Annotated in this window: 21 protein-coding genes; 4 read left to right on the top strand and 17 right to left on the bottom strand. The window is 49.5% G+C overall.

What is annotated here, in order from left to right:
* From B5F25_RS11865 to B5F25_RS11820, 10 genes are all read right to left on the bottom strand, one after another.
* Complete coding sequence (locus B5F25_RS11865; protein WP_022040417.1) at window positions 1–1,605, bottom strand: MFS transporter; 1,605 nt, start codon at window positions 1,603–1,605, stop codon at window positions 1–3.
* Window positions 1,602–2,672, bottom strand: a complete 1,071-nt coding sequence (locus tag B5F25_RS11860) for an HlyD family secretion protein (protein ID WP_162609948.1) — start codon at window positions 2,670–2,672, stop codon at window positions 1,602–1,604. The genes B5F25_RS11865 and B5F25_RS11860 overlap by 4 nt, the downstream gene beginning before the upstream one ends.
* Window positions 2,673–2,685: 13 nt before the next feature.
* The gene (locus B5F25_RS11855; protein WP_140406926.1) at window positions 2,686–4,029 is read right to left on the bottom strand and encodes a TolC family protein; all 1,344 of its coding nucleotides are present in this window, start codon (window positions 4,027–4,029) and stop codon (window positions 2,686–2,688) included.
* Entirely contained in the window at window positions 4,010–4,453 is a 444-nt protein-coding gene (locus B5F25_RS11850) for a MarR family transcriptional regulator (protein WP_087249798.1), read from the bottom strand. Before B5F25_RS11850 ends, B5F25_RS11855 begins: the two co-directional genes overlap by 20 nt.
* A 239-nt stretch (window positions 4,454–4,692) precedes the next feature.
* The gene (locus B5F25_RS11845; protein ID WP_164496645.1) at window positions 4,693–5,511 is read right to left on the bottom strand and encodes an aldo/keto reductase; all 819 of its coding nucleotides are present in this window, start codon (window positions 5,509–5,511) and stop codon (window positions 4,693–4,695) included.
* Window positions 5,512–5,519: 8 nt separating this feature from the next.
* Entirely contained in the window at window positions 5,520–6,599 is a 1,080-nt protein-coding gene (locus B5F25_RS11840; protein ID WP_087249771.1) for an alpha/beta hydrolase, read from the bottom strand.
* A 21-nt stretch (window positions 6,600–6,620) separates the two neighbouring features.
* The gene (locus tag B5F25_RS11835) at window positions 6,621–7,610 is read right to left on the bottom strand and encodes an aldo/keto reductase (protein WP_087249769.1); all 990 of its coding nucleotides are present in this window, start codon (window positions 7,608–7,610) and stop codon (window positions 6,621–6,623) included.
* 187 nt (window positions 7,611–7,797) lie between these two features.
* The gene (locus B5F25_RS11830) at window positions 7,798–8,223 is read right to left on the bottom strand and encodes a DNA-binding protein (RefSeq protein ID WP_241148406.1); all 426 of its coding nucleotides are present in this window, start codon (window positions 8,221–8,223) and stop codon (window positions 7,798–7,800) included.
* A complete protein-coding gene (locus B5F25_RS11825) occupies window positions 8,220–8,669 on the bottom strand; it encodes a cupin domain-containing protein (protein WP_087249765.1) in 450 nt (149 codons plus the stop codon). Before B5F25_RS11825 ends, B5F25_RS11830 begins: the two co-directional genes overlap by 4 nt.
* Window positions 8,670–8,690: 21 nt before the next feature.
* The gene (locus B5F25_RS11820) at window positions 8,691–9,467 is read right to left on the bottom strand and encodes an MBL fold metallo-hydrolase (protein WP_087249763.1); all 777 of its coding nucleotides are present in this window, start codon (window positions 9,465–9,467) and stop codon (window positions 8,691–8,693) included.
* A 127-nt stretch (window positions 9,468–9,594) separates the two neighbouring features.
* Here B5F25_RS11820 and B5F25_RS11815 point away from each other — a divergent pair, with 127 nt between their 5' ends.
* Genes B5F25_RS11815 through B5F25_RS11800 form a run of 4 tightly spaced genes read left to right on the top strand, consistent with a single transcriptional unit; the run spans window position 9,595 to window position 12,436 of the window.
* On the top strand, window positions 9,595–10,494 hold the full coding sequence (locus B5F25_RS11815; RefSeq protein ID WP_087249761.1) for a helix-turn-helix domain-containing protein: 900 nt from the start codon (window positions 9,595–9,597) through the stop codon (window positions 10,492–10,494).
* Between the two features lie 5 nt (window positions 10,495–10,499).
* A complete protein-coding gene (locus B5F25_RS11810) occupies window positions 10,500–11,300 on the top strand; it encodes a hypothetical protein (RefSeq protein WP_087249759.1) in 801 nt (266 codons plus the stop codon).
* Window positions 11,300–11,518, top strand: a complete 219-nt coding sequence (locus B5F25_RS11805; protein WP_022040807.1) for a hypothetical protein — start codon at window positions 11,300–11,302, stop codon at window positions 11,516–11,518. Before B5F25_RS11810 ends, B5F25_RS11805 begins: the two co-directional genes overlap by 1 nt.
* Before the next feature lie 18 nt (window positions 11,519–11,536).
* Window positions 11,537–12,436: a WYL domain-containing protein gene (locus tag B5F25_RS11800; protein WP_087249757.1), complete on the top strand. Its 900-nt coding sequence runs from the start codon at window positions 11,537–11,539 to the stop codon at window positions 12,434–12,436.
* Between the two features lie 160 nt (window positions 12,437–12,596).
* Here B5F25_RS11800 and B5F25_RS21795 read toward each other — a convergent pair whose 3' ends face one another.
* The 7 genes from B5F25_RS21795 to B5F25_RS11770 form a co-directional block, all read right to left on the bottom strand.
* On the bottom strand, window positions 12,597–12,779 hold the full coding sequence (locus tag B5F25_RS21795; RefSeq protein ID WP_162614410.1) for a hypothetical protein: 183 nt from the start codon (window positions 12,777–12,779) through the stop codon (window positions 12,597–12,599).
* 145 nt (window positions 12,780–12,924) lie between these two features.
* A complete protein-coding gene (locus tag B5F25_RS11795) occupies window positions 12,925–15,174 on the bottom strand; it encodes a DPP IV N-terminal domain-containing protein (protein ID WP_087249755.1) in 2,250 nt (749 codons plus the stop codon).
* Window positions 15,175–15,320: 146 nt separating this feature from the next.
* Window positions 15,321–17,729, bottom strand: a complete 2,409-nt coding sequence (locus B5F25_RS11790; protein WP_087249753.1) for a beta-L-arabinofuranosidase domain-containing protein — start codon at window positions 17,727–17,729, stop codon at window positions 15,321–15,323.
* 25 nt (window positions 17,730–17,754) lie between these two features.
* Window positions 17,755–20,157: a family 43 glycosylhydrolase gene (locus tag B5F25_RS11785; protein ID WP_087249751.1), complete on the bottom strand. Its 2,403-nt coding sequence runs from the start codon at window positions 20,155–20,157 to the stop codon at window positions 17,755–17,757.
* A 6-nt stretch (window positions 20,158–20,163) separates the two neighbouring features.
* Window positions 20,164–22,884, bottom strand: coding sequence for a glycoside hydrolase family 97 catalytic domain-containing protein (locus tag B5F25_RS11780; protein ID WP_241148405.1), 2,721 nt, complete (start codon window positions 22,882–22,884; stop codon window positions 20,164–20,166).
* 157 nt (window positions 22,885–23,041) lie between these two features.
* Entirely contained in the window at window positions 23,042–24,427 is a 1,386-nt protein-coding gene (locus B5F25_RS11775) for a DUF6055 domain-containing protein (protein WP_087249747.1), read from the bottom strand.
* A gap of 149 nt (window positions 24,428–24,576) precedes the next feature.
* Window positions 24,577–25,476: an Rpn family recombination-promoting nuclease/putative transposase gene (locus B5F25_RS11770; protein ID WP_087249745.1), complete on the bottom strand. Its 900-nt coding sequence runs from the start codon at window positions 25,474–25,476 to the stop codon at window positions 24,577–24,579.
* Window positions 25,477–25,713: the final 237 nt, after the last annotated feature.

Below are 25,713 nucleotides of genomic sequence, written 5' to 3'. Positions count from 1 at the left end.
CTATACCATATCATCGCCTGCCTTGGCAAAGGTGACACGGATGGTTTTATGGAACGGAATGAAGCGCGACACGATGGCTATCACCAGCGTCACGATGAACAGCCACCCCAGAATGTCCTTCAACGCCAGCAGCAGGCTTTGCTGCTGGAGCGTGGCATAAAGCGAAGAAGTCGCCATCTGTGCCGCTTCGGCATAACCGTGTCCTTGCCCTATTCCGCTGCTCAACGATTGGGAGAACCGCGATGCCGCCAGCGGGTCTGCCATCGTCAGGGTTTCCGATAACGAATGCATGTACTTTTGCTGCAGGTGGTAAAGCACGTTGCTGTAAAACGAAGTTGCCATAATCGGCGCCAGCACCGAACGGCTCAGTATCAGGAAAAAAGCATTCGAGAGCAGGAATTTCGGATTCAGGTCCTCTACCGAGAACAAGGCAAACGCGATAATCACAACCAGCATTCCCAGCCCGCGGATAAACACGGGGAAAAACAGCATCTCGTAAGTGCTTTCCGGCGAAACCGTAAAATACAATATACCGAAAAACAGGGCAAAGCATGCCATGCCTCCGGCTATGAGGAAGCGGAAACGCCACCGTTGCCACCTGAACCACCAGAAGCAGATGAACGCCCCCAGCACATATCCCGGCAGCATCCATATATATAAAAGGTACGTACGCGCGGAATCCACTTGCAAGATGGAAGTCATATAGTTGGTGAGCAACGTGGTAGACGTGCTGAAAAACATCACCAGCATCATGTAGAGATATCCCACGATGGCTTTGGGCTGATACAAGGGAGCCAGATTGACGAAGGGCTTTTCGGCATGCGCCTGCAACCAAATGAAAAAGGCAATCAGTATGGGGCCGATAACCAGGTAGGCGCGAATCTTGAAAGAGGCCATCCAGTCGAGCATCTTCCCATAATCCGCCACGTACATCAGCATCAGTACCCCTACAGCCGCCACCAGCATTTCGCGCAGATGCAGTTCTTCGATCGGCAATCCCGTCCTGTCCTTGTCTTGCCGGAAGCAAATGATTACCGTCAGGACGCTCAGCAGCATCAGTGCCATTTCGAAATAATACATATACTTCCAGTCGTAATGGTATGCCAGTTCTGCCGTAAGCACCATCGAAAGCTGTCCGAATCCGAATACCAGCGGATAGAAATACGAGTAAAACTCGCTGCGTACATCTTTCGGGCTGAAGATGAATTTCACGATACGGATGAACCACAACATCATGAACCCCTTCAGGAAGCCGATGACGAAACTTGCCACAATCAGGATATCCGCATTCTGTGAGCGGGCGCAAATCCAGCTCAGAAAGAACTGCAGGACAAGGTCGGCAAGCAGCAAAGGCTTCGCCGGAAAGGCAGAAAGCACTTTCGGTACAATGGGATAGCCGATTGCCATCCCTGCCGATGCGGCGTAATAAGCCATCGTGATGTCCTCGGTATTCGTGCCCAGCGTATTCGACACCTCGAGCATGCTGCCCGTATAAGCGCCGTTGACCATCAATACCGGCAATATCACGATGAAAAGAGCAGCCACCGCCAGCCAGTCGGGCACCCACCTCCGCACGGGAAGTCCCAAACTCCTTACATCCATCATTTCCGCAAAGCCTCCGTCTCTACCATCATTCCGGCACGCAGATGCCGCATGTCGTCATCCGACGCGTCTTTCAAGTCGATGCGCACCGGAATGCGTTGCTGCACTTTTACGAAGTTTCCTGCCGAATTATCGGTCGGCACCAGCGAATACTTCGAGCCGGTGGCTTCCGATATGGCCGTCACTTCTCCCCGGAACACCCTGCCCGGCAAGGCATCTACCTTGATGCGTACGGGCTGGCCGATGTAAATATGCATAATCTGAGTCTCCTTGTAGTTGGCGGTCACCCACTTGTCATCCCCTCTTACCAGATACGAAATGGTCTGTCCCGCCTGCACATATTGCCCCGGTTCCAGTGTGCGCCTGCCCATATACCCGTCGTAGGGGGCTATCAGTATCGTGTACGACAGGTTCAGCCTTGCCAGGTCGAGGTCTGCCTCCATGCGCAGGATGGTGGCCTCGGCGCTTACGGTCCGTTTGCTGGTTTCGGTATATTGCGACTGGGCGGCACGTTTTTGCTCCAGCAAAGCCTGATAGCGTGCTTGGGCTGCCTCGTACGATGCCTTTGCCTGCTCGAACTGTTGCTGGGGGATGGATTCTTCTTTCAATAACCGCTGGAAACGGTGATAGTCTTGTTCCAGTTGCCACAAGCGTGCCTTTGCCTCGGCAATGTTGGCGTCTTGCACCGCAATGTTGGCGTGCGAGGTTTCAATGCCCGAATGCAGGACATCTTGTGCTCCCCGTGCATCCAGCAAAGCCGCTTCGGCCTCTTTTACCCGAATCAGGTATTCGCTATTGTCCAGTACCAGCAACGTATCACCTTTGTGCACATATTGGTGTTCTCTGAAACGCACTTCCTTGATATAGCCCGATGCCCGGACATTCAACGGAGCCACATACTGGTCGATAAAGGCATCGTTGGTTACCTCATAATTGAAATAACGCCAAAAATAAGTGGCGGTCCACCATAGTCCGGAACCGGCAAGGACGATGCACACCACGTTCAATATCCGGTTCCGCATACGTAATTTCCTCAGTCTTTCTCGTTTTATTCTTAGTTCTCCCATGATTCTTCGTTTTATTTCACAATCTTCCGCAGGCTCTTTCCAGTTGAAAATAAGTATAGATGACCTGCGTGCGTGCCGATGTAAGTTGCAGTTCCGCGTTCAGCCTCACCGCATTGGCATCCAGCAAGTCGGTCAGTATCGCCAGCTGGTTCAGATACCGGTTCTGCATAATGCGATAGTTCTCTTCCGCCTGGTGCACGGAAAGCTTCAAGGCATCTACCTGGCGCAAAGCTTCCCGGTGGCGGAGAAATGCCGTGCGTACCGTTACGCGCACCTGTTGCTTTTTCTGTTCTTCGGCATTCAGGTTCATCTGCACGGCAAACTTGCTTTCCTTCACCCGGTGATTGTTCTTATACAATGACGAGAGGGGATAAGAGACTGACAATCCGAAATTCCACGCATTGTTATACATGTCCGCCATTGTGCGCGACACGGGGCGTGCCAACGTATTCGAGGCATAAAGCGAAATGCTGGGCAAAGCTTCGGCCTTGGTCAGGCGAACCTCGTTTTTGGCTATTTCGGTCTGCTTGCGCAACAATTGCATGGCAGGGTCGTTCAGGTACGCCTCTTCTACGTAAGTGTCATACTCCTGCAATGCCACCGAACGCCGGAGCAAGGACGTATCGGGCAAAAGCATGCGGTTCTCGTCCAGTCCCAGCAGGATGTCGAGCTGTTGCGAAACCAGCGCCAGGCTGTTCTCGGTTTCGGTCAGCGACAGGCGGTCGTTCGTGAGCTGCATTTCACTGCGCAACACGTCGTTGTTCGTAATCAGACCTTCCTTCTTCATCTGGCGGATATCTTTCAACCGAAGCTCTGATTCCTCGATGTTCCGCATCAGCACCTCGCGCTGCTTGTACAGGCTGAACAGGCTCATATACTGTTCCAGCAGTTCAAGCTTCACGTCGGCACGGTCGGAGGCGGAACGAAGTGCGGCGGCATGGGTCTGCAGGTCTGCCCTCCGGATGGCGTAGCGGATTCTTCCGCCTTCGTAAAGCGGCTGGGTAAAATCTATCGCATAGTTCTGCGACCAGTCGGGCGTGTCGGGACGCACGGCATCCGACAAACCGCGCTGGAATACCACTGGCTGCCCTACGACACCCCCGCGCAAGCCTATCTGCAAATCGGGCAAGCGCGAAGTGCGGGCAGTCTTGCCACGTTCGTATGCCATAGCCTCGTCCAAGGCATCTGCCTGAAGGCGCAAGCTATTCTCCACGCCCAAGCGGAACAGTTCATCTACCGTCAGGAACAACGAGTCGGCAGGCTGGTCCTCTTTTATTTCTTCCTTTTCTGCTGCCTGCACATCTATGAAGGCAAGGGCGCAAACGCCCCAGAGCAACAGGCTAAACTTTTTCCAACACATCGCCGGTAAGTTTTAAATCAGCTGACATCGACTCTACCTTCTCCAGCCCTATGGCAACGCCGGCAGACTCGTAAATAGCATCCAGCGCAATGCTGATGCGCTTGTAAAACAAGCTCCCTTCTTCGCTCAGGAAGACCTGCTTGTTCCGGCGGTCGGAAGGGCTTTCCAGCCGGTACACATAATTCTTTTTCTCCAGATTCATTATCAGGTTCGACAATGCGGCTTTTCCTTTGGCTATGCGTTCTGCCAGCACCTGCTGGGAGATGCCTTGTTCTTCCCACAAACACCGCAATACCTGAAGCATCTCGAATGTAATCCCTGCTTCTGTCTTTTTCAGAGCCCGTTGCACAGCACGCCTGAAGGTCATCCGCGTACGAAACAACTGCAACATCAGCTCCCTGAATGCAGCACTTTCTTTTTCCATAAAAACAATCTTCATCCTTTTCGGGGCACAAAGATAGGCATTCTTCTCGAATTAGTCAAATAGTTGACTAAATAAATCAAAAGCTATTCACCACACTCTCATTAAGAACAAACAAGTCTTTCATTGACTAGAGAATCATTCTTTTTGCACATAATAATGCAGGAAACACCACTTGGGGAACTTTGTAACCCCCTTTCAACTCCCTTATTGGCATCAATAATAAATGTGCATGACTTACTTTACCAACCTACCAAACGCACTTTATGCGTAGGAGCCGGAAATGCTTTATCGATGTCATGCAGGTCTTCTTCCGTCAAGGATATGTCGAGGCTTCGGACATTCTCCTCCACATGGGCGATGCTGCTTGCTTTGGGAATAGCGATGACATTCTGTGTACGCATTACCCACGCCAGCATGATTTGTGTGGAAGTGGCATTATGCCTGCGGGCAATCTCTATCAGCGTCTTGTGGTTGCGCAACCGTCCTTCGCCCAGCGGCGTGTAGGCCATAACGGGAATACCGTGCTGCTCGCTCCACGGAATAAGGTCGTATTCAATGCCCCTGTCTTTTAGGTTGTAGAGCACTTGATTAGCTGCACAATCCCTGCCGTACGGCAAGGCAAGAATGTGTTCCATGTCATCCACATCCAGATTACTCATGCCCCATTGCCGGATCTTTCCTTCCTGCTGCAATTCCACCAAAGCACGGACAGTCTCGGAGAACGGATAACGCCCTATCCAATGCAATAAATAGAGGTCGATGTAATCCGTGCCGATCCGCCGGAGACTCCGTTCGCAAGCCCGCTTTGTACCCTCGTAGCTGGCATTGCTTGGCAATACCTTGCTGACGATGAACGCCTGTTCGCGGCAATCTCGCACGGCTTCGCCCACAAGGTCTTCCGTGCCGTACATCTCGGCAGTATCTATTAATGTCAGACCCAAGTCAATGCCCCGGCGCAGGGCTTGTATTTCTTCGTTGCGCCTGCGCCCCATCTGATAAGTACCTTGACCGAGCGGGCAGACTTGCTGCCCGTTTCGGAAAGTAACATGTTTATCCATATCGCTCATCATTTCAGGTTCTCGCGGTAGAACGCCTCTATCCGGTCGAACGGTATCTTGTCGAAGTTGTCGTAGAGGTCTGTGTGGTTGGCGCCGGGAATGATTAGCAGTTCCTTGTTGTCGCCGGTCAGCTTCTTGTAGGTATCCTCGCTGAAGTAGCGCGAATGAGCCTTCTCCCCGTGGACAAGCAGTACGGCACTGCGGATTTCGCCTGCGTAGGACAATATCGGCATGTTCAGAAACGAGAGTGTTGAGGTCTTGTTCCATCCGCCGTTGGAGTTGAGCGAACGCTTGTGGTAGCCGCGCTCCGTCTTATAATAGGCGAAGTAGTCTTTCAAAAATTGCGGAGCATCGTCGGGCACTACATCGGGCAGACCTCCGGCAAGCTCATACGAGCCGTTGCGATAGTCTGCTGTACGCTGGGTGTTCAGCTGGCGGCGCAGTTCGTGGCGTGCGTCGGCATTGTCGGCGGCATCGAAATAGCCGTTGGCATTGACACGGCTCATGTCGTACATGGTGGCGGCAACGGTGGCCTTGATGCGGGTGTCGATGGCTGCGGCATTAACGGCCATGCCTCCCCAACCGCAGATGCCGAGGATACCTATCTGTTCCGGGTTCACATCGTTGCGAGTTGAGAGATAGTCCACTGCTGCACAGAAGTCCTCGGTATTGATGTCGGGTGATGCTACATAACGGGGCTGACCGCCGCTCTCGCCTGTGAACGACGGGTCGAAGGCTATTGTGAGAAAGCCGCGCTTAGCCAGTTCCTGTGCATACAGTCCGGATGCCTGTTCCTTAACAGCTCCGAATGGACCGCAGACAGCTATGGCAGGCAGTTTGCCCGTTGCACCTTTAGGCACATACAGGTCGGCGGCAAGCGTGATGCCGTAACGGTTGTGGAACGTGATTTTACTGTGATTCACTTCGTCACTCAGAGGAAACACCTTGTCCCATTCTTGCGTTAAATTCAATTTTTCTTCCATAATGCTATTCGTATTAAGTTGATTTTCTTGTGCCATGAGGCTGCCCGCGCTACAGAGACAGACGAGCAAAGCCGTGCAGATTGATTTCATTGCTGTTGTTTTCATATTCTTCTGTTGTTTAGATTATCAATACCAGTCATGTTTCTCGTTCCGGTCGAGTGCGTCAATGCGTGCCATTTCTTCCGGTGTCAACTCGAAGTCGAACACGGAGATGTTCTCTTTCTGATGGTCGGGATTGCTCGAACCGGGGATGACCGCCACGCCGTGCTGCAAGTCCCAGCGCAAGATGACTTGTGCAGGAGACTTGCTGTGCGCTTCGGCTATCTCCTTGAGGGTTTCGTTGCTGAACATCGCCTTTGTATAGCCTCTGCCGCCGAAGGGATACCATCCTTCGATGACAATGCCGTTGCGGTGCATAAATTCCCTCACCTCTTTCTCCTGATAATAGAGATGAATCTCGTTCTGCGTCATCACGGGCTTGATGCTCACTTTCGGTAGGAACTCCGTCATCTCCTTTATATAGTAGTTGGACACGCCGAGCGAGCGTATCTTGCCTTCCGCCACGGCTCGCTCCATTGCTTTGTAGGCTTCCACGTCGTTACGGCCCGGATGGTGCAACAGCATCAAGTCCACGTAGCCGATATTGAGCCTTGCAAGAGATGCTTCGATGGCTTCCTTCGCGTGGCCGAACTCGTTGGGATAAAGCTTGGTGCAGATGAAGAACTCCTCACGGGGCACTCCAGAGCGGCGTATCGCTTCGCCCACTTCCTCCTCGTTTTCGTAGAATGTGGCAGTATCGAACTTGCGGTAGCCTAACTTGATGGCGGAGAGTATGGCATCGATGCACTCGTCTCCATGCAGGCTGTATGTTCCCAAGCCGAGTACGGGCATGGTGTAGCCGCTGCTGAGCGTAATGACAGGCGGCTTGCCGTTCTCGCCCGTGGTCAAGTCGAACAAGCCTTCGCCGCTTACCACGGTATCATTTGCGTTCACATCGCTGCCACCAGTAATCTCATTTTCCGTCGTCTGCTGATGCGTTCCGTCCGTGCCGCAGGCGTTTGCTGACAAAGCCATGCAACACAGCATCGTGAAGAATAACAGTTTTCGTTTCATCATATCCTATCCGTTTGATTTCTTATTACGATACAAAGATACGCCGAAAAAGCTGCCGAATGATTGGTGTGAGGCTCAAATAGTATTGGTGAAAAGGTCAATTAGCAAAACATACAATATTGTCAAGGCAAAAAAATCCCGCAACGCGGGACAATTCGTTGCAGGATTTCTCAATAGCGTTACCGGATAGTTATTCCAACGGATTTTCCGTCTGCCCTTCGTCCTCATACTCCTCCGGCACCTGCGTCTCATCGCTTTCCTTGCCCAGCCATTCCATGAAGGTGATGCCTTCGTCGGCAATCAGTGCGCGGGTGTAGCCGCCGCTCATGTTGCGGGTGCGGTCGGGCGTGAACTGCACACGCAGACCGGTGATTTGGTCGCTGCTTACTTCCTCTTTCGTGGCAACGCCGTTGCCTGCCGAAACGGTGGTGTAGCGGAACCAGCCCAGTCCTTCAAAATGCACAGCACGGCTTTCTTTCATGAAATCCGCCATGATGTTGGGCAGGGCACGGAGCACGGCGTGGGTGTCTGCGGGCAGGTTGTCGCTTAGATAATTCTTGACAGAAAGGCGGGTTAAACTTAAAATTGTTTTGCCTTTACCTGTTTCGTTTCTCACCACTTCACCGGTTCATTCAGAATCACGCCATCGGTTGCGTCTTCTGCCGTGAAGGTGTTGCCCCGATACTGCACGCAAAGCATTACGAGCGGAGTTGTCCCGTTGTTGCGCACGCTGCGCTTACCGTCGGGAGACACGCGCACCACGCTGCCTTCTTCAACGGGGAACACCTGTCCGTCTACTTGGAACTCACCCTTTCCCGCAAGGAAGAAATAAAGCTCCTCATGGTTCTTGTGGGTGTGAAGGAATCCCGTTTCCGTGCCGGGCTGGAACATCTGGAAGGAGAACTCACTGCCCGTTGCCTGAAGTGCCGCACCTCCGAACACCTTTCCCGGAATCTTCACTTCGGGCGAAAGTTCTATCACATAGTCACTCAGTTCACTCAGTTTGCCAACGCTTATTGCGTTGAAGTTTTTGGCTGCTGCCACATTCTTAATTGCTTTCATTTCTGTAATTTTTTATAGGATTTATAATTTGGTGGTTTCCCCATCTTCCGGGATAAGCAGGCGAGACATATCGACACCATGATGCAGTGCCTCGTTACGCAGGATGGCGCGAGTGGTCTGCCCGTGATCCGTAGCATCCATGTGGACGGCTATCAGCTTGATGTGTACAGGCAGTTCGTCCAGCATTTGCATTACCTCGGCTTCATCGGGAATGATGCAGCCGTCCACCTTGGAAAACTCCGGAAAAACCGCTCCGCCGCTGTTCACCACGATGTAGTCGGGCTTGAACCGTTCCGCCATTTCGCGGATGCAGTCTTCCCATTTGCAATCTCCCATGAGATAGACCGTTGGGCATCCTTCTGCCGTCAAGACATAGCCCGATACGGGTCCCATTATCTCGCCAATCCTGCCGAAACCGTGATGGCCGCTCACACGATAGATGGTCATGTCCCCCATTGTCATCTTGTCTTCGATTACTTCCACTCGAGTGAAGCCGTCCTGCTCCACCGTCGCCTTATCCTGCGGTTGGGTATAATAAAGGATGTCCTTCGGCAGATGTTGCTTTACCGTTTCATCGTAGTGGTCGGGATGGATGTGGGTCTGCAACACCATGTCCAATCCTTCGGTTATTTCACTGACGGGCATGGTCAGATGTACACGTGGGGTCTTATACACGCCGATTGCCGACTGCATGCTTCCCTTATCGGCAAAGAACGGGTCGACAAGGATGTTGTGTCCTGCATAATTGATTCTCAAGGTGGCATTGCGCACCAAACGGATAGATGTTGTTTCCATTATCTTCTATGCTTTTAATGTTTACGGTTGCAAAGTTCGGCAGAATCTTCCCGCACCTCTATGCCCGAAACAGGGGAATATATGCCATTTTGATAAAGGAATATATTACCTTTGCGGAAACTTCAAGCGTATGAAAGAGATAATCAACCCCGAACGACTGGTCAGCGTGCCGTTCAGCAAGACAGATTGCGGCGTGGATTTCTACATCAACACCGCCACGAACAAGGACATCGGCCCTGTACTGACCGAATACAAACGGTTCAAGACGGACTTCTTCAGTTTTTATTTTCTTCGGAAGGCAAACGGTTTTCTGCTGCTGAACTTCCGCAAGATAGAATTGCACGACGGCATGGTGTTGCTCCTCTCGCCCCACCAACAACAGGAATGGCATGTGGACGAAGCGGCATTGGACTATACGTTCCTCATTTTCCGTGAGGACTTCATGCGCACATTCATTGCCGACAAGTTCTTTGTCTATCGTTTGCTGTACTATTATCAGACTGATACGCCGCCCTACCTGTATGCCTCGCCCGAAGAACTGGCGGAATACATGCGCCTGCTCGGCAAAATCAAACAGGAATTGCTGCATCCCGTGGCGGACACGTACAACCTCATTGTGTCCGTGCTCTATTACCTGCTGCTGATTATCAACCGTGCGTATGCCGCCGCATACCGCCTGCCCGTAGAAATCGCGAAGAACAATTACGCCTTCCAATACAAGGATTTGCTGGAACAGCACATCCGCACCATGCAGCGGGTACAGGAGTATGCCGACAAGCTTCGCATCAGCCGCATCACGCTGAACGCTTCGGTCATGGCTCAGTTCGGCGTATCAGCCGCCCATTTGCTGAAACAACGTCTGCTGGAAGAACTGAAGAACGAGCTGCTCTTCTCCAACCGCACCGTCAGCGAACTGGCGGATGATTTCCATTTCTCCGACCCCAGCCATCTGATGCGCTTCTTCAAGCAGCAGACGGGAAAGACGTTCACGCAATATCTACAGGATTATAAGAATGGTATTTATGAATAAAATATATGGTACTCATGCCCAAGATTCTGAACGCAAAGACCGTCCACGACTACAACGCCTACGTCGGGCACGCTGACCAGCATCCATTGGTCAGCGTCATCGACTATGCCGCGCTGCCGCCCATACGCCACAGCCGCACCCGTTTCTCCGTCTATGCCCTCTTTCTGCGCGATGATTGCTTGGAGGATTTGACTTACGGATGCAGCAAGTACGATTATCGGGAGGGAACGCTTATTTGTGTGTCGCCGGGACAGATAGGCGGTGTGGAAGACAACGGCGAGGTGTTCCGCATCGAGGGTTGGGCGTTGCTGTTTTCGCCCGAACTGCTGCACGGCACGCCGCTTGCCGCACGGATGAAAGAGTTTACCTTCTTTGCCTATCAGGTGAACGAAGCCCTGCACATGACCGCCGAGGAACGGGCTACCCTCATCGCCCTGATGAAGCAGATACAGGAAGAATTATGCAGGCATCCCGATGTGCACCAACGGACTATCCTTGTCGCCTACATCGAGTTGATACTCAACTTCTGCCTGCGCTTCTACGAACGCCAGTTCGCCACACGGAAATCGAGCAATCACGATGTGTTGCCCAGAGACGGGTATTTATGCGAATACGATGACCTGACCCAGCTGCCGGTAGACATACTGGAAGACATCATCATCCGCATCTACCAAGATGGTTTGCACTGCACTTGGAATTCTGGGACAGGGAAGATGCGGAAGAAAGATGTTATTCGGACGAAGAGTGCGATTTATGGGGAGTGCTTTGCGGAGAAGAGCGCAGATATACTCCTTTTTGGGGTGTGATGAGAGACCATGTCTACGTCAACGAAAAAGAACCGGAAGACAATAGTCAGCCCCAACAACGCCTGTACAATCCCATCTTGGAAGACAGATTAAAAGAAAAACAAGCAAACGGGTTGGGAAAAGACTTCTGCTACATGAAAGAAACATACAAGCTTTCGTGGCAGGACATGATGCAGATTTCACGCTTCAACCTGACCGTCAAGATGTATTACGATTAAATTAAACGACCAAAAACCATGACAAAAGACCTGTTTGACAAATATATATGGCTGGTAGATACTATCTACCGTGCCGGAAGAATCACTCTCGAAGAAATCAACAAACGGTGGATGCGCTCCCAACTAAGCGGAGGTATCAGCCTGCCACACCGCACGTTCCATAACTGGCGCAACGCTATCGAGCAAGTATTCGACATCAACATCGAATGTGACCGCACGGCCGGTTATTATTACTACATCGAGAATGCTGATGACATGGAAAAAGGAGGCATACGCAACTGGCTGCTCAACACGTTTGCCGTAAACAACCTTATCAATGAAAGCCATCACCTGAAACGTCGCATCTTATTCGAAAACATACCGTCGGGCAGGCAATTCCTGACTCCCATTATCGAAGCGATGCGCGACGGACTGGAAGTGAACATGCTGCATCAAAGTTATTGGCGCGACACCCCCACCCTATACACCGTACAGCCCTATTGCATCAAAGTGTTCAGGCAACGCTGGTATGTCGTAGGCTTTTGCAAAGAGCGTAACGCCCTGCGCACGTTTTCGTTAGACCGGATACACCAGCTGACTACTTCAGACATACATTTCACTTACCCAAAAACTTTCGACCCGGAAGGATACTTTGCCGATTGTTTCGGCATCATTGTAGACGATGAGGATGTCGAGACTGTACGGATAAAAGTATCTGCCACACACCGGCAATACGTGCGTGCCCTGCCACTACATTCCTCCCAAACAGAAGTAGAGACAACGGATGAATACTCCATTTTCGAATACCATATCAAACCGACTTTCGATTTCAAACAAGAAATCCTTTCGAGAGGAACCGACATGGAAGTCCTTACTCCCGAATACTTCAGAAAAGATATTGCAGACACCATTCGGGAGATGTCTGCCCATTACCTATAATCTCAAAACTTTGTCATCTGTATTCGAAACAGGAGGACGATAAAAAGAAAATTTGAATCTAACCCGATTATGAAACAGAAATTTTACCATAAATAATATAAATCAGAAGTTAAACCTAAAATGAATGTCCGCATTTAGCCGACAAAAAGTAAAAAAGGAGTTATTTCAAGGAGTTAGAAGCTGTTTTGAATTTCTCCAAAAAGTTTTTCTTGGCTTGATGTATTCGTTTTCGTGTGTGCTTTGGGCGATTTTTTGGTCTTTTTCGCTCCTGTTCTTCGTCAGATAGCCCGCTATCTTCCTCATCACAGAAGCGAAAATGCCTCAAAAACTCATCCCAAATCATCGCACGATAAATTCAAAACAGCTTCTTAAAAGGAGCTAGAAGACCAATACTTTTATGCTATTGGCTTTTAACTCCTGCCGAAGGCATAACTCCTTCTAACTCCTTTTACCTACTGGTTTCGTGAGGATATTCATATTATAAGAAGCTATTGATTTCCTGTTTTCACTTCGCTCCATGCCGGCGGATTAACTCCCATCAGGTGGCGGACAAAGAAATCGTAACGTTTATGTTCGCCGAAGGCTTCACCCATGGTGTGGTGCGCACCGGGAATAACCACCAATTCAAAATCCTTGTTGGCTTTGATAAGTGCATTGACTACTTGCATGGTAGAGGCAGGGTCTACATTGTCATCCAGTTCGCCTACCACCAACATCAGCGGACGGCTCAACAGATGGGCGTTTTCCACATTCGAACAGGCTTTGTATGAATCGTCTATCGGGTAACCCATCCACAGTTCGTTCCACCAAATCTTATCCATACGGTTGTCGTGGCATCCGCAAGCTGAATAGGCGGCTTTGTAGAACTCGGGATGTAGCAAGACGGCGTTCAATGCCTCTTGTCCGCCGGCCGAACATCCGAAGATACCTACACGGTCGAGGTCGATGTACGGATACTTCTGCGCAAGGGCTTTCAGCCAGGCTATGTGGTCTGCCAGTCCGGAGTCTTTCAGGTTCTTGTAGCATACTTCCTCAAACTCTTTCGAGCGGAACGAAGTGGTCATGCCGTCTACCTGCACCACGATGAAGCCCAGTTCGGCAATCGCCGACATGTAGCCGTTGAAAGGTGAGAAGGTCTTGGGCACGTACTGGTCGCCCGGACCAGAGTAGATGTATTCGATAACAGGGTATTTCTTCGAAGCGTCGAAGTTGGACGGACGGTAGACAATGCCCCACATATCGGTCTTGCCGTCGCGTCCTTTGGCTGCGAATACTTCGGGAGCTTTCCAGCCGTTGGCGGTAAGTTTCGAAATATCGGCTTTTTCCAGTTCCATCATCACTTTGCCGTTTTCCGCGTTGCGCAGTACGGCTACAGGAGCCTGGTCTACTTTGGAATAGACATCTACCAAGTATTTATGGTCTGATGAATACCATGCTTTGTGCATTCCCTCCTCAGGAGTCAGTTCTTTCATGCCTTTGCCATCGAAGCCGATGCGGTAATAATGTATCAGATACGGGTCTTCGTCTTTGTTCACCCCGTTGGCCGAGAAATAAATCTGCTGGTTGGCTTCGTCGACGTATTGCACTTCGCGTACGTACCACTCGCCTTTGGTGATTTGGTTGATGGGGCTTGCCGTAGCGCGGTCGTACAGATACAGGTGGTTGTAGTTATCCCGTTCACTTGACCAGATGATACGTTTGCCGTCGTTCAGGTAGTAGCGGTAGATGCGCGGATAGTTGACGTATTTTTCTTCCTTTTCTTCGATAAGCGGGCGTACGCTGCCATCAGTTACCGACATTTCGAGTACCCGGTAGACTTTGTGTCCGCGTTCGTTGTATTCGAAGGTAATTCCTTTGCTGTCGTTGTTCCATATAGGTCCGTACAGTTCATACTGGTGGCTGAAGAGTTCGGTAGAAGGTATCAGCCGTTTACCGTCTTCCACCCCGAAGATGCAAGGCACCTTGAAGGGCAGTTCATCGCCCGGTTTGGCGTATTCTTGCTTGTGCAGTTTGGGCTGAAGCTGGTCGGCAGGTGATGATTCCACGTAGTATACATACCGTTTCTCGGTAGGGCGGATGCGGCAGGAGGCTACATACTTCGAGTCTGGCGACCAATAGATATACGATGAATAATAATTTGCCATCGTACCATCCTGACTTAGTTGCTTTTCTTCTCCGGTAGCCAGGTTGCGTACGCATACATTGTCGTTTTTGATGAAAGCTACATACTTGCCATCGGGCGAAGTAACAGGCGCTCCATCTTTCTCATCATCCCGTTCCATCCAGTGGCGTTGCGGTCCCGGTGCAGGAAGGTTGCCTTCCTCGGTCAGCTTGTTGTGGGTAATGTCGAAGCACCAGCGCTTTCCTTCAAAAACGAAGCGCAAGGTATCCAGGTTTTGCGACACACGGCATCCGCGGATGGGAAGCTGCATCGGGTCGATTTCTTTGCTTGTGCTTGCAGTGAGAGATGCCGATAGCTTGTCTGGGTCGAATAAAAGAGCGCGTTTCTTCTCGCTGGCATCTACTTTCACGTATTCCTCACCTTCAGGGGTATTTCGTATGTACCAAAAACAATCGGTGCCTTCTATCCACTGCGGGTTTACGTTGCTGTAGTATACTGATTTCGGACTGTATTTTTCGCGCAGTCCGTAAGCGCGGTTGTAATCTTCTAATGTGCCTTGCGCCCAAGCCGCACCGCTAATCAGGAGTGCGGCGGTTGTGAGTATGGAATATTTCATTGGTTTGTCGGGTTTATATTGTGCAGGTAACGTATTAAGGAGAGAAAGGAAGCGAAGTTCGAATATAAGCTTTATTTTTTAGCGATATCATCAAAACTTTACCTCTTTTATCTCCTTACTACTTTACCTCCTTTACTACTTGAATACTATTTCACTTCCCATTCATAAATTCCGGAAGCGTTTTTCTCTGGTAATACGACTTCCAATTTGACGGCTTTGGTTTTGACCGGTTCGAAATCAACGATGTTCGGGTCGCCTTTCTTTACGCCGTAGTCGTTCAGGTTCTGAACCGGAGTCCATGCACCTGCTGCGTCCTTGTAGTAAATCTTCCATGACTTCGGGACACGGCATCCGCCCCATGGAGCGTCATCGAACCAATAAACCGTAGAGCTGGAGACGGTCATTTCTTCAGGGAACTCGTATGAAATCCATTCGGTTGTCCCTTCTTTAGGCCACCAATGATAATAAGGAATGGTACGGTCGTTCTCATCTTTTGGCACTAGTCCGTCGGAGATAGAAGAAAGCGATGAACCTTTGTGAGATGCATCTACCTTGCTTTTCGATGCCAATGTGGGGATAGCTGTCGGACGGGTAGCGTTTACTTCATAAGGCAACCATACCGCCATGTTGCCCGAACCACGATGTGCCCATGCGTAGTAAGGAATCAGGGTCAGTGTATGGTCTTTTGCAACGAGGCGTCCGTTGTTGTCATATTCCAGGGTTTGTGCCTGAGTTTTGATTTCATTGATGCCGTACAGCAGGTCGGGTTTGCTCACCACTTCAAATTTCGGTGTGCGGTTCATCAGGATGCTCAGTACGTCGAAGTCGTTGTCGGGCCATTCGGCGCAATATACAATCGGGCCTCTTTCTATCGCAATGCGTCCACGGTCGGCTTCCACTTTGTTGTTGGCTTTGACGGTGCGCGGTTCCATGTCGAAGTGCACTTCCACCTGGTCGCCTTTCTTCCATTTCCGGTCGATGGTGAAATAGCCTTGCTGCAGTTCAGCATTCATTTCTTCACCGTTTACTTTCACGCTGTATTTGGGGCGCAGTCCGTCAGTGTACATATACAGGTCGCTCGGCACGACTTGATTTTGTACCCAGCCCGGTATGCGGACTTTCATGGCGAATTGTCCGGCACTGTTACGGTCTACGGTGATGGTGACATCTCCGTTCCAAGGATACGAAGTGGTTTGTGACAGTTCTACTTTCTTGCCGTTAACTTTCAGTGTCGCGTTGTTCGACATGAAAAGGTTGACGTATACATTGCGGTCTTTTACAGCATATACATATCCCGGAAGCGAAGGAATAAAGCGACAGATGTTCGACGGGCAGCAAGCACATCCGAACCAGGGCTGACGCTGGTGTTGTCCCATAGATTCCAAGGGATTGGGATAGAAGAATCCTCCGCCGTCGAGCGATACGCCCGAAATCAATCCATTGTAAAGCGTACGTTCCAGTACATCGTAATATTTGGCGTCGCCATGCAACAGGAAGAGGCGGTAATTGACATACACATTACCGATAGCCGCACAGGTTTCGCAGTAAGCCGACATATTGGGCAGTTCGTAGTTGGCTCCGAAAGCCTCGCCGTTGCTGGTGGCTCCGATACCGCCGGTAATGTAGAGCTTCTTGCCTACAATGTTGTCCCAAATGCGGTCGATGGCATGTACATACGATGTGTCTCCTGTCAGGGCTTCCACATCTGCCATGCCGGCATACATATAAGTGGCCCGCACGGCGTGTCCTACCGCTTCGTCTTGTTCGATGACCGGTTTGTGTGCCTGGCTGTATTCGTCACGACGTGATGTGTAGCCACGTTTGTCGAGGAAGAATTTGGCTTGTTTCAGGTATTTTTCATCACCGGTAACGAGGTATAGCTTGGCAAGTGCCATTTCGGCAATCTGATGTCCCGGTACACGTACCACCTGGTTGGGACCGTCACCGATTTCACGGCATACGCAGTCTGCATAACGGATAGCGATGTCGAGAAAATTACGTTTTCCAGTAGCCTGGTAGTGAGCGATAGCGCCTTCTATCATGTGTCCCAAGTTATAGAATTCGTGACTCAGTTCCTCTACTTTCTCCCAACGTTTGCTCCCCGCCCATTCGTGCGGATGTTTGGGATTCATCGTACGTGATGTATACAGGTAGCCGTCGGGGTCTTGTGCAGCGGCGACAATGGTCAACACACTGTCGATGTATTTTTCCAGTTTCTTGTCGGGATAGGTTTGGAGCAGGTAGCTGGCTCCTTCAATGGTTTTATATACATCGGTATCATCGAAAGACAATCCGCCTACCTTGATGGTATCGCTTGGATGAGCGGCCATCTCAAAATTTTTATAACGTCCCGTCTCTTCACATTTGCTGAATGCCAACGGAATAGTTGTTTCACGGCTCGCCTTCAGCCGTTGTCCCCAAAAAGAATCTGTAATCTTTACAGAAGTGAACGGAACGGGATCGATAGGATACCCATGTGCCGCCGTTCCCTTTTGTGCATATGCTTCTCCTGTTACGATAGAAAAGAGCAAAGCGGAAATCATCAGTTTTTTCATGGTTGTGTATTTTTATGTGGATTAATTATTTTTCGAATGGAATCCATTCATCCCATAGTTTCAGCGAATGCAGGTATCCGGTGAACGGCCATGCGTTTTCAGCGTTCAGTCCCAATGTTACAAATTGGATGGGTTTCACCAGGATTTGAATGTCTTTACTGCTGATGAGCTGGTCGTTTATGTATACTTTTTCGGTTCTTCCGTCGAATTCTACATAGATGTGTTGCCATTTGCCTGCCAGAGCGGCTGCATCTTTGTAGCCTACGTCTTCATACCAGCCGTAATGGTTCAGCATGCCGCAGCGCGGTTCGGTGCCGTTGACCAACATGATTTTCTCTAATTCATCGTGGCTGCTGGTAAAGTCGGCTATGCATTCGTTTTCGCTCAGTTCGGGATTCCATATCCAGGCTTCCAGGGTATAAGGCGCATTGTCGGCCAAGGTAGCCGGAAGCGGGAAGCTGGAGCGGAACACTTGTTTGCCTTCGAAGCTGAAAGCTTTCTTTCCTTCTACCTCTTTGACGATTGCCGGAGCGTCTTGTGCTTCGAATACACCTTCGATGCCTTTGTTGGGGATGTAGGCTACGGTATCGCCTGCGGTAAAATCATCGGCAGAGAGCGACACGAGTAATCCTTGTTTGTGACGGTCGGACGGCTGTATGCGCACCAGTCCGGTAGTGGCATCGTATTGTTTTTCTGCCTCTTCCTGCTTCCAGTTGTAATAGCGGAAATTGGTTAGTGTCAGCGGTTCATTTCCTGCTTCAATGCGGATACCACCGTTGGTCAGATAGCTGTCGGTGTCTGTTGATGTCCATTGGGAGTCTTTGTATATCCATACGGTCGCTGTATGTGCTTGGGTAGGCTTCAATACCGGCGATGTGTATTCTAATACGCTACCCGGTGCCAATACGATGGCCTCCTGGCCTTTCAAGCGTTGGCGGCTGATTTGTCCGGCTTTCAGTCGGAAAGTTCCTCCCAGCATACCGCCGTCATTTTTCCATTCTGTCCCGTTCCAGTCTTCTCCCGAAAGCCCCATCCATAATTGAGGCGAGGCTGTTTCGTATGCACCGAACACTTTGATGTTCCACAACGCTCCGGCAAATCCGTTCTTTTGTGTACCCGTAGTGGTCAGGCGGATGTAGCGGGCCTGGGTATCACCGAAGTCCACCATCGGGCTTCCTGCCAGGTAGTTTGAGCGTTTGTCGGCAAATACAGTCCATGTCTTGCCATCGACAGACGTTTCAATGACATATTGGTAATAAGACGTGCCGTATTCGAACTGAGTCCAGATGGTTTTTACGGTTTCTACCTTTTGCAAGTCGATTTCAATCCACTCTTGTCCCATGCCGCGCGGACGCCAAAGTGTACCGTTGTTGTCGTCTACGGCATATTCAGGCAGGAAATGGTCATCGTAATAAGATGAGGCACGTACAGGTTTACGGTAAGCCAGGTTGGGCGAGGTCAGTATGCTTTTACCCAGTTTGCCTATACCGCTGTGGGTACCTTCTATCGGTTCGATGGTTCCGTCAGCACGAAAAGTCAGTTTGTCGATGCACACTTGGCGATGGAATCCACGGGTAGAGTGCGGATTGTCATGCCGGTGGTAAACGATGTAGTAGTCGTCCCCTTCTTGCAGTATGCTGTGATGTCCGGGTCCGTGTATCGTGCCGTCTGCCGAAGTCTTCAAGATGGTTCCTTTATATGTATAAGGTCCCAGAGGACTGGTGGCTGTGGCGTATTGTACGTGGTAGGTGCTGTCGTGGCACGAGTCGGACGAATACATGAAGTAATAGATGCCGTCTTTCTTCATGACAAACGGTGCTTCGAAGAAATCGGTTACTTCCGTATTCGGTATCAGGCGGGTTTCGCTGAATCCTTTCAGGTCGGGGGTCATCTTTCCGGCACCACATCCGAATCCTTTGTAGATGCCCCATGTACCCCAATACAAGTATACCGAGCCGTCATCGTCTACAAACGTTTGTCCGTCCAATGTGATGGCGTTTTTTACAAAGCGGTCGGGCACCAGTACGGCTTCGCTTTCTCCTAAGATATTTTTCCACGGGCCGCGCGGTGTCTCCGCTATGCCTTCATACAGGTTGCAAGGCTGACAATAGAACAAACGGTAAGTGCCGTCGGTATGCTGCATTACATCGGGTGCCCATATCCAGTGACTGTCGGGCCAGTTCATGGGCATGAGTGTCCAGTTTTCGAAATCCTTGCTACACCATAATTGCGAAGGACCGAATCCTGCACCACTTCCATCGGTAGTGGCATATATATAATAGGTATCTCCAAATTTCTTGACTGTAGGGTCGGCAAAATAGCCCGGAAGAAAAGGATTTCCAGCTCCCGGCGTGTTCCATTTCACTTCTTGCGCTTGCGTGGTCAATGCTGTGCCGGTCAGCAGCAGGATGTACAATAGCTTTTTCATGGTTCTTTAGTCTTCAGCTTTACAATTATTGTATAAAGGTAAATCAATCTCGTAAAAGTACTCTTTCAACAGGTTGTACATGTCCGGGTCGTATGCTTTCAGCTTGGTGCGGTTGTTCACCTGATTATGCACGCCGTTTGCCTTTTCTGCATAGCGGTTGCAGTTGAAGAACGATTGCGTACATTCGGCAAAATATTCTTCTTTGCAACTGATGGCATAGGTGTCTTTCCATAGCCCTTTCTGTATGGCGTTCTGGCGCAGTGCTTCCAGCCGTTCATCGAAATCAGGCTCTACGCCTACAATACCGATGGTATGAATCAGGTGTGCGAACTCGTGAACCAGGATGTTTTCGCCTACGTATTTGTCTTGCGGCAGGGCCAGCAGGTTTTCTTCACCGCAACTGGACGAGTAGGTATCTTCAGGCGCACCTCCAAAGCCACGGGCACGCTTGTTCCAGTATTTGATACTGTCCTCGCAATTGCAGATATGCGCGAATTCGGGCAGGTCGCAGGTTTCTTCCTCTTTACCGATTACCATTACGTGGCAACCTTTTTCTACCATGTGTGCTGTGATATCGGGACGTTTTGCCAACATAAGGCTGATGATATCGCAAGCTTTCAGCAGGGCTTTGTCGCTTACTCGTTCCGAAGAGGTGACATAGAGTCCTTTTGTCTCGATATATTTCTTATAAAAGTCTGGTATTAGTTTGCCTTCAGGTATGCCGGTTACAGCACTGTGCTTCGGACAGACCTCCAGTTTCAGAGCGAAACCACCTCCCGAAGCCAAGTGCAACTTGAGCCGGGTATCGCGCGTCACTTCAAATTGTTCGCAAACATAGTCTTCGGCTTGCTTCGAAGCGTTAATGCCGTCTTTCATCAGCGTACAGAAATAGGTTTCGCCTTCGTCCAAGAAGGAGAAGTCAACGGTCAGATCCCGTTCGTCCCAATTGGTCATACCGCCTACAAACCAGTTGATGTCTTTCTTGCGTACGGTTACGATGTATTTGCCTATCTCACCTGCCAATATGAAAGTTGAATCGGTTTCTACCGGTAAGGAGGTGATGAACTTCAGACATTCTGGTTCACGCATATAGCTGGTGGGTGCGTCACAAAGCATGGTAAACGGCGAATCGTAGACAATGTAGGCAGCCAGCTGATGAGCACGTGTTCCCATACTCATCGGTGTGTAATACATCGGTTTGAAATCACGTTTCGTAGCATTGCGCATGGCTCCCGGCGTGTAGTCTACGTGTCCTGCCATCATGCGGATGTAAGGAAAGGTTACATCGTATAGCGGCATATTTTTTTCCACTTCACTCCATTTCGCTTCTTCCATCCCGAATACACTTTCGTAATTGATGACATTGGGATAAGTACGGTTCAGTCCAGTTGGTTTATAAATGCCATGATAATCGAGCAACAGTTTGTATTCGGCAGCTTTTTCGGCAATACGGTAAACCATTTCCACAGCGGTCTGGTCATCACGGTCGAGAAAATCTACCTTGAATCCTTTGATGCCCATATCAGCATATTTTTTACAAGCAGCTTCCAACTGCTCGTCCAGTACGTTAAATACCGTCCACAACACGATACCTACACCTTTGTTTTTCCCGTATGCTACCAATTCGGGCAAGTCAATAGCCGGAATGGTAGTAAGCATATCTCCGCTCTTGGGATCGTACCAGCCCTCGTCCATTACGATGTATTCCAGTCCGTTACGGGAAGCAAAGTCGATATAATATTTATAGGTGTCCATGTTGATGCCTGTACTGAAGCCTACTCCTTTTAAGTTCCAGTCGTTCCACCATTCCCAACCCACCTTGCCAGGCTTTACCCAGCTGTAATCTCCGATACGGTTCGGCGATGCTAAGGCATAAACTAAATTGTTGACCGGCATCTCGCTGTCTTTTTCTGTAACAGCAAGGATGCGCCATGGATATTCACGTGTGCCTTTTACTTTCGCAATGAAATTCTCCGTTTCGGTTACGTATAATTGTTTGCGCCACGGATAATAGTCTGTCTTTTTAGGATAAGAGGCAAATACACCTTTCAGTCCATTTGTTCCGGTAGGTTCGACGAACATACCCGGATAGGCTTCCAAGTCCGATTCCAGCAACGTCACCTTTACACTTCCGCAATCTACGGTTACCGGAAGAAAGGCCAGTTGCTTGCGTGTTTCCGAAAGAGGTTTTACATCGTAGGTTGCCTGATATGCCATTGCCATTGGCTTTTCTTCGTTGGTCGTGTAAGGCAGGTATGCCGTATAGTTATCAGGGAAATTGAATTCCGCCGTTTCATTGGCAATGACCAATTCTTTGTCTTTACCCATGGTTGTGTAAAAACGATAGGCGATGCCTTCATTGTATACCCGGAAGATAACGCCGAAATCACCTTTCAGCTTCAAGTCCATTTCGTTGCACACAGCACGGAATGACTTGAAGCGATAAAAAGGAGATGTTACATCCTGAACAACCTCCCTTGACTTTTTCGAAGTAACTTTCACTGCTTTCCCGGCAGTAAGTTGTTCGTCAAGGGCCACCAAACCTATTTGACTGCTTTTAAGTATGAGAGAATTGTTATGATATACCGAGTATGTCAACAGACTGTTTCCGTCTGTTACTGTAACCTTCAAGTGCTTGTCGGGCGAAAGCAACGTATAGTCTTTTGCTTGCGACACGATTCCGACAAGGCTGAAAATTATCCCGAGAAAAAAAGATGTCTTTTTCATGTGTTCATGCATTTAGGGTTATTTCCGTTTGCAAAGCAAAGCAAAAAGAATTGAATAGCGTACCATAGAAGTCTTAAACTATGCGAATATCGTCCGAAAGCCGATGTTATTCGCAACTTTTGGACGATTATTGCATTTTGTTAGACGATTTTTACGATTATAAGATACGTGTATTCGTCAGTTTCACTTTATAAGGCCATTGTGCCAACGGTACTTGTTGTAATAACCGGTGAGTATCATGCGGACCGGCAGTTACTATCAGCCATAAATGAGCCAATTTCTTACCTTCGGGCACAGTCCACGAAACAGCGCCGGTTTGATTGTCCGCATCTGTGCTTCCCGACGTACCGAACAAAGTTTCCCCTTCTTCGGTTACCCCCACCAGCCCATAACGGTAATAGGCAGCCTCATGAAGGGGATTCTTATAACCCGGGTATCCAGCTGGAACTTCTTTGCCTTGTAACCCTTTGAAGTCGGCTTTCACCGTCGTACCAGGTTCGGGCACATCAAGCCGGATAGCGTTAAAACCGTAATTTTCCGGACAGCGCTCTGCTTTTACCTGCCAATAGCCATCGGACTCTTGGGTCATATAAGGCTTAAAGTTTTCGAACGAATTGGCAAATGGACGGGTTTCGGCAAAAGCCCGTTTGAAGTCGAGGTTCACCAGATGGCAATAGCAGTCGAACATTTCATCTACAAATTTGTAGTTTTCTCCTTCCTTGAAACCTTTCAGGCGTTGGTAGGTCCGTACGGGGTCTTCGTCTGCGGTGCTTTTCCGGTAAAGCTCGGCGATGAAGTCCAGTCCGTTGCGTTCGCTCCAGTATTCCAATACATACGGCGAACGATATACATTTTCGTCGTGCAGGAAAGCCTTGTGCGAGGCTTGTTTAAAAGCATCCCAATGATAGGTTTCTTCGGCAATCCAGTTGGGATTGACTTGCCACAACATCCATTGTGAAGTCATTTCGAAAAAACCTCCCTGTTTCTCACCCCAACAGGAACTGCCGTCTGCCAGCATCTGAAGCTGGAAGCTATGCCCCAGTTCGTGTGCCACGGCATTCAGGTTCGGGTCTTGTAGCCGGTTTGGCGCAGCCCAAAAGGCTCCTATCTTGTTATCGTAAGCCCCTCCGTATGCCGTACCGTCCAGCGAATGCATCAGCATCACCATCATACGGTAACGTTCGCTATACGAGCCTGGGTTGACAAAGTTTAAGCTATCGCGGAAAAAGGTATAAAATTCCTCCAGCTTCGTTTTCAGGTGTTCCAAATCAACGTGCATGTCGTGTCCATTCAATTGTGGAGGATTGGCCAAATCTTTGCCGAAGCCTTTTTCCCAAAAGATGGCTGTGTTTTCGGTATAATCCATCCGGGCGTAACTGTACCGGCAGGTGTCTATTTGCCAGTTTTGTCCGGCAAATTCTTCAGGTTGGTAGATTGCTTTTCCTTCCGGAAGCGGATAGGGTTGGCTGGCAGGAAGGGTGTCATGGGCTGCATACGAAAGCAGGGCAGCCGCGCTTGCTAACAGCATACTGAGGTTCATCATATTTTTTCTTTTTTTGTTCTGTCAGCAAAGTAAGGAAAAAAACGGGACAAAAAAGGGTGAAATCGTACAAGGTTATGCCACAATCGTCCAACCGGATGCATTTTTTGTATCTTATGAATATCGCAAACAGTCAACCGTAGGGGCGTATTTCAAATTCTTTCTATCTCTTTAATGTCCAGTCCGGTGCTTCTGGAGATTACCTCTACATCGATGTTCATGTCTTTTAGTTGGCGGGCTATTGCAATGGCTTTTTCCTTTTCACCAAGTTCTCTGCCTTTGGCAATTCCTTCTTCCAATCCTTTTGCGTGCCCTTTTGCTACCCCTTTGTTTTCCGCAGTTTCTATTACGCTGATCCAGTCTCTGTAGTTTTTGAGGCTTTCTTCGTATTCGTATCGTTCCTTTCGGTCGAACTTCGCTATTTCAGCGGCTTCGAACAGCCGTGTGAAAACCATCTCTTGCAGGGCTTCCGGCCGTTTCATGAGTGTGGCAAGATTCCGTATGGCGTACAACCACTTGTCGAAGAGCGTCTCCAATTTGTCTTCCTCCTTGGTGAACTTGGGCATTTCCAGGTAGATGAATGTCAACTTGTCGTAGAATATTTCCTTGGTGTCGATGTCTATCAGCTTGATTTCGTGGTAGAAGTCCGTATTATCTGGATAAATGGAAAAGTTCAGGATGCCGATGGTGTATATACCCTTCAGTTCGTAGTTCCAATCCCCCCGTGGAGCTTGCTCCCGGATGGCGAATGTCGAATAATAGATGCTTCTGTCCTTGAAGAACTGCTGTTCACCTTTCTGCATCTCCACGATGAAATGTTCTCCCTTCTCGTTCTTGCAATACACATCGAACACGGCGCGCCGGTCGTATTCCTGCGTGCCAAGGTGTTCGGCGTTCAGGTAGGTAATGTCCTCTATTTTTTCCCTTCCGTGTAGCAGGGCGTTGAGGAAACTGATGAGCAGTTCTTTGTTGATTTCCGTACCGAAGAGCTTCTTGAATGCGAAGTCGGTATAAAAGTTGACGTATCTTTCTACGATTCCTTCCGAGCACATAAGCGTATGGTTTTAAGTGATATGCAAAGATACGGTTTTTATAGTTAGTCGGAAATGAATCGGGAAAAAACAAACGTAGAGGCGCAAAGATTTATCTTTAATGTCCGCATCTTGTCCATTAAGAAGCTGTTTTGAATTTATCGTGCGATGATTTGGGATGAGTTTTTGAGGCATTTTCGCTTCTGTGATGAGGAAGATAGCGGGCTATCTGACGAAGAACAGGAGCGAAAAGGACCA

Source organism: Bacteroides sp. An19, assembly GCF_002160215.1.
Classification (GTDB): Bacteria; Bacteroidota; Bacteroidia; order Bacteroidales; family Bacteroidaceae; genus Phocaeicola; species Phocaeicola intestinalis.
Note: the sequence above shows the minus strand (reverse complement) of the source record. Positions and strands in the feature narration are given on the sequence as shown.

Coding starts and splice junctions, on each gene's coding strand:
- B5F25_RS11810 (WP_087249759.1), top strand. CDS start 10,500: ATGGTACTCATGCCCAAGATTCTGAACGCAAAGACCGTCCACGACTAC.
- B5F25_RS11785 (WP_087249751.1), bottom strand. CDS start 20,157: ATGAAAAAGCTATTGTACATCCTGCTGCTGACCGGCACAGCATTGACC.
- B5F25_RS11805 (WP_022040807.1), top strand. CDS start 11,300: ATGAGAGACCATGTCTACGTCAACGAAAAAGAACCGGAAGACAATAGT.
- B5F25_RS11770 (WP_087249745.1), bottom strand. CDS start 25,476: ATGTGCTCGGAAGGAATCGTAGAAAGATACGTCAACTTTTATACCGAC.
- B5F25_RS11795 (WP_087249755.1), bottom strand. CDS start 15,174: ATGAAATATTCCATACTCACAACCGCCGCACTCCTGATTAGCGGTGCG.
- B5F25_RS11790 (WP_087249753.1), bottom strand. CDS start 17,729: ATGAAAAAACTGATGATTTCCGCTTTGCTCTTTTCTATCGTAACAGGA.
- B5F25_RS11825 (WP_087249765.1), bottom strand. CDS start 8,669: ATGAAAGCAATTAAGAATGTGGCAGCAGCCAAAAACTTCAACGCAATA.
- B5F25_RS11780 (WP_241148405.1), bottom strand. CDS start 22,884: ATGAAAAAGACATCTTTTTTTCTCGGGATAATTTTCAGCCTTGTCGGA.
- B5F25_RS11835 (WP_087249769.1), bottom strand. CDS start 7,610: ATGATGAAACGAAAACTGTTATTCTTCACGATGCTGTGTTGCATGGCT.
- B5F25_RS11815 (WP_087249761.1), top strand. CDS start 9,595: ATGAAAGAGATAATCAACCCCGAACGACTGGTCAGCGTGCCGTTCAGC.
- B5F25_RS11850 (WP_087249798.1), bottom strand. CDS start 4,453: ATGGAAAAAGAAAGTGCTGCATTCAGGGAGCTGATGTTGCAGTTGTTT.
- B5F25_RS11800 (WP_087249757.1), top strand. CDS start 11,537: ATGACAAAAGACCTGTTTGACAAATATATATGGCTGGTAGATACTATC.
- B5F25_RS11840 (WP_087249771.1), bottom strand. CDS start 6,599: ATGAAAACAACAGCAATGAAATCAATCTGCACGGCTTTGCTCGTCTGT.
- B5F25_RS11845 (WP_164496645.1), bottom strand. CDS start 5,511: ATGGATAAACATGTTACTTTCCGAAACGGGCAGCAAGTCTGCCCGCTC.
- B5F25_RS11775 (WP_087249747.1), bottom strand. CDS start 24,427: ATGATGAACCTCAGTATGCTGTTAGCAAGCGCGGCTGCCCTGCTTTCG.
- B5F25_RS11865 (WP_022040417.1), bottom strand. CDS start 1,605: ATGATGGATGTAAGGAGTTTGGGACTTCCCGTGCGGAGGTGGGTGCCC.
- B5F25_RS21795 (WP_162614410.1), bottom strand. CDS start 12,779: ATGATTTGGGATGAGTTTTTGAGGCATTTTCGCTTCTGTGATGAGGAA.
- B5F25_RS11855 (WP_140406926.1), bottom strand. CDS start 4,029: ATGTGTTGGAAAAAGTTTAGCCTGTTGCTCTGGGGCGTTTGCGCCCTT.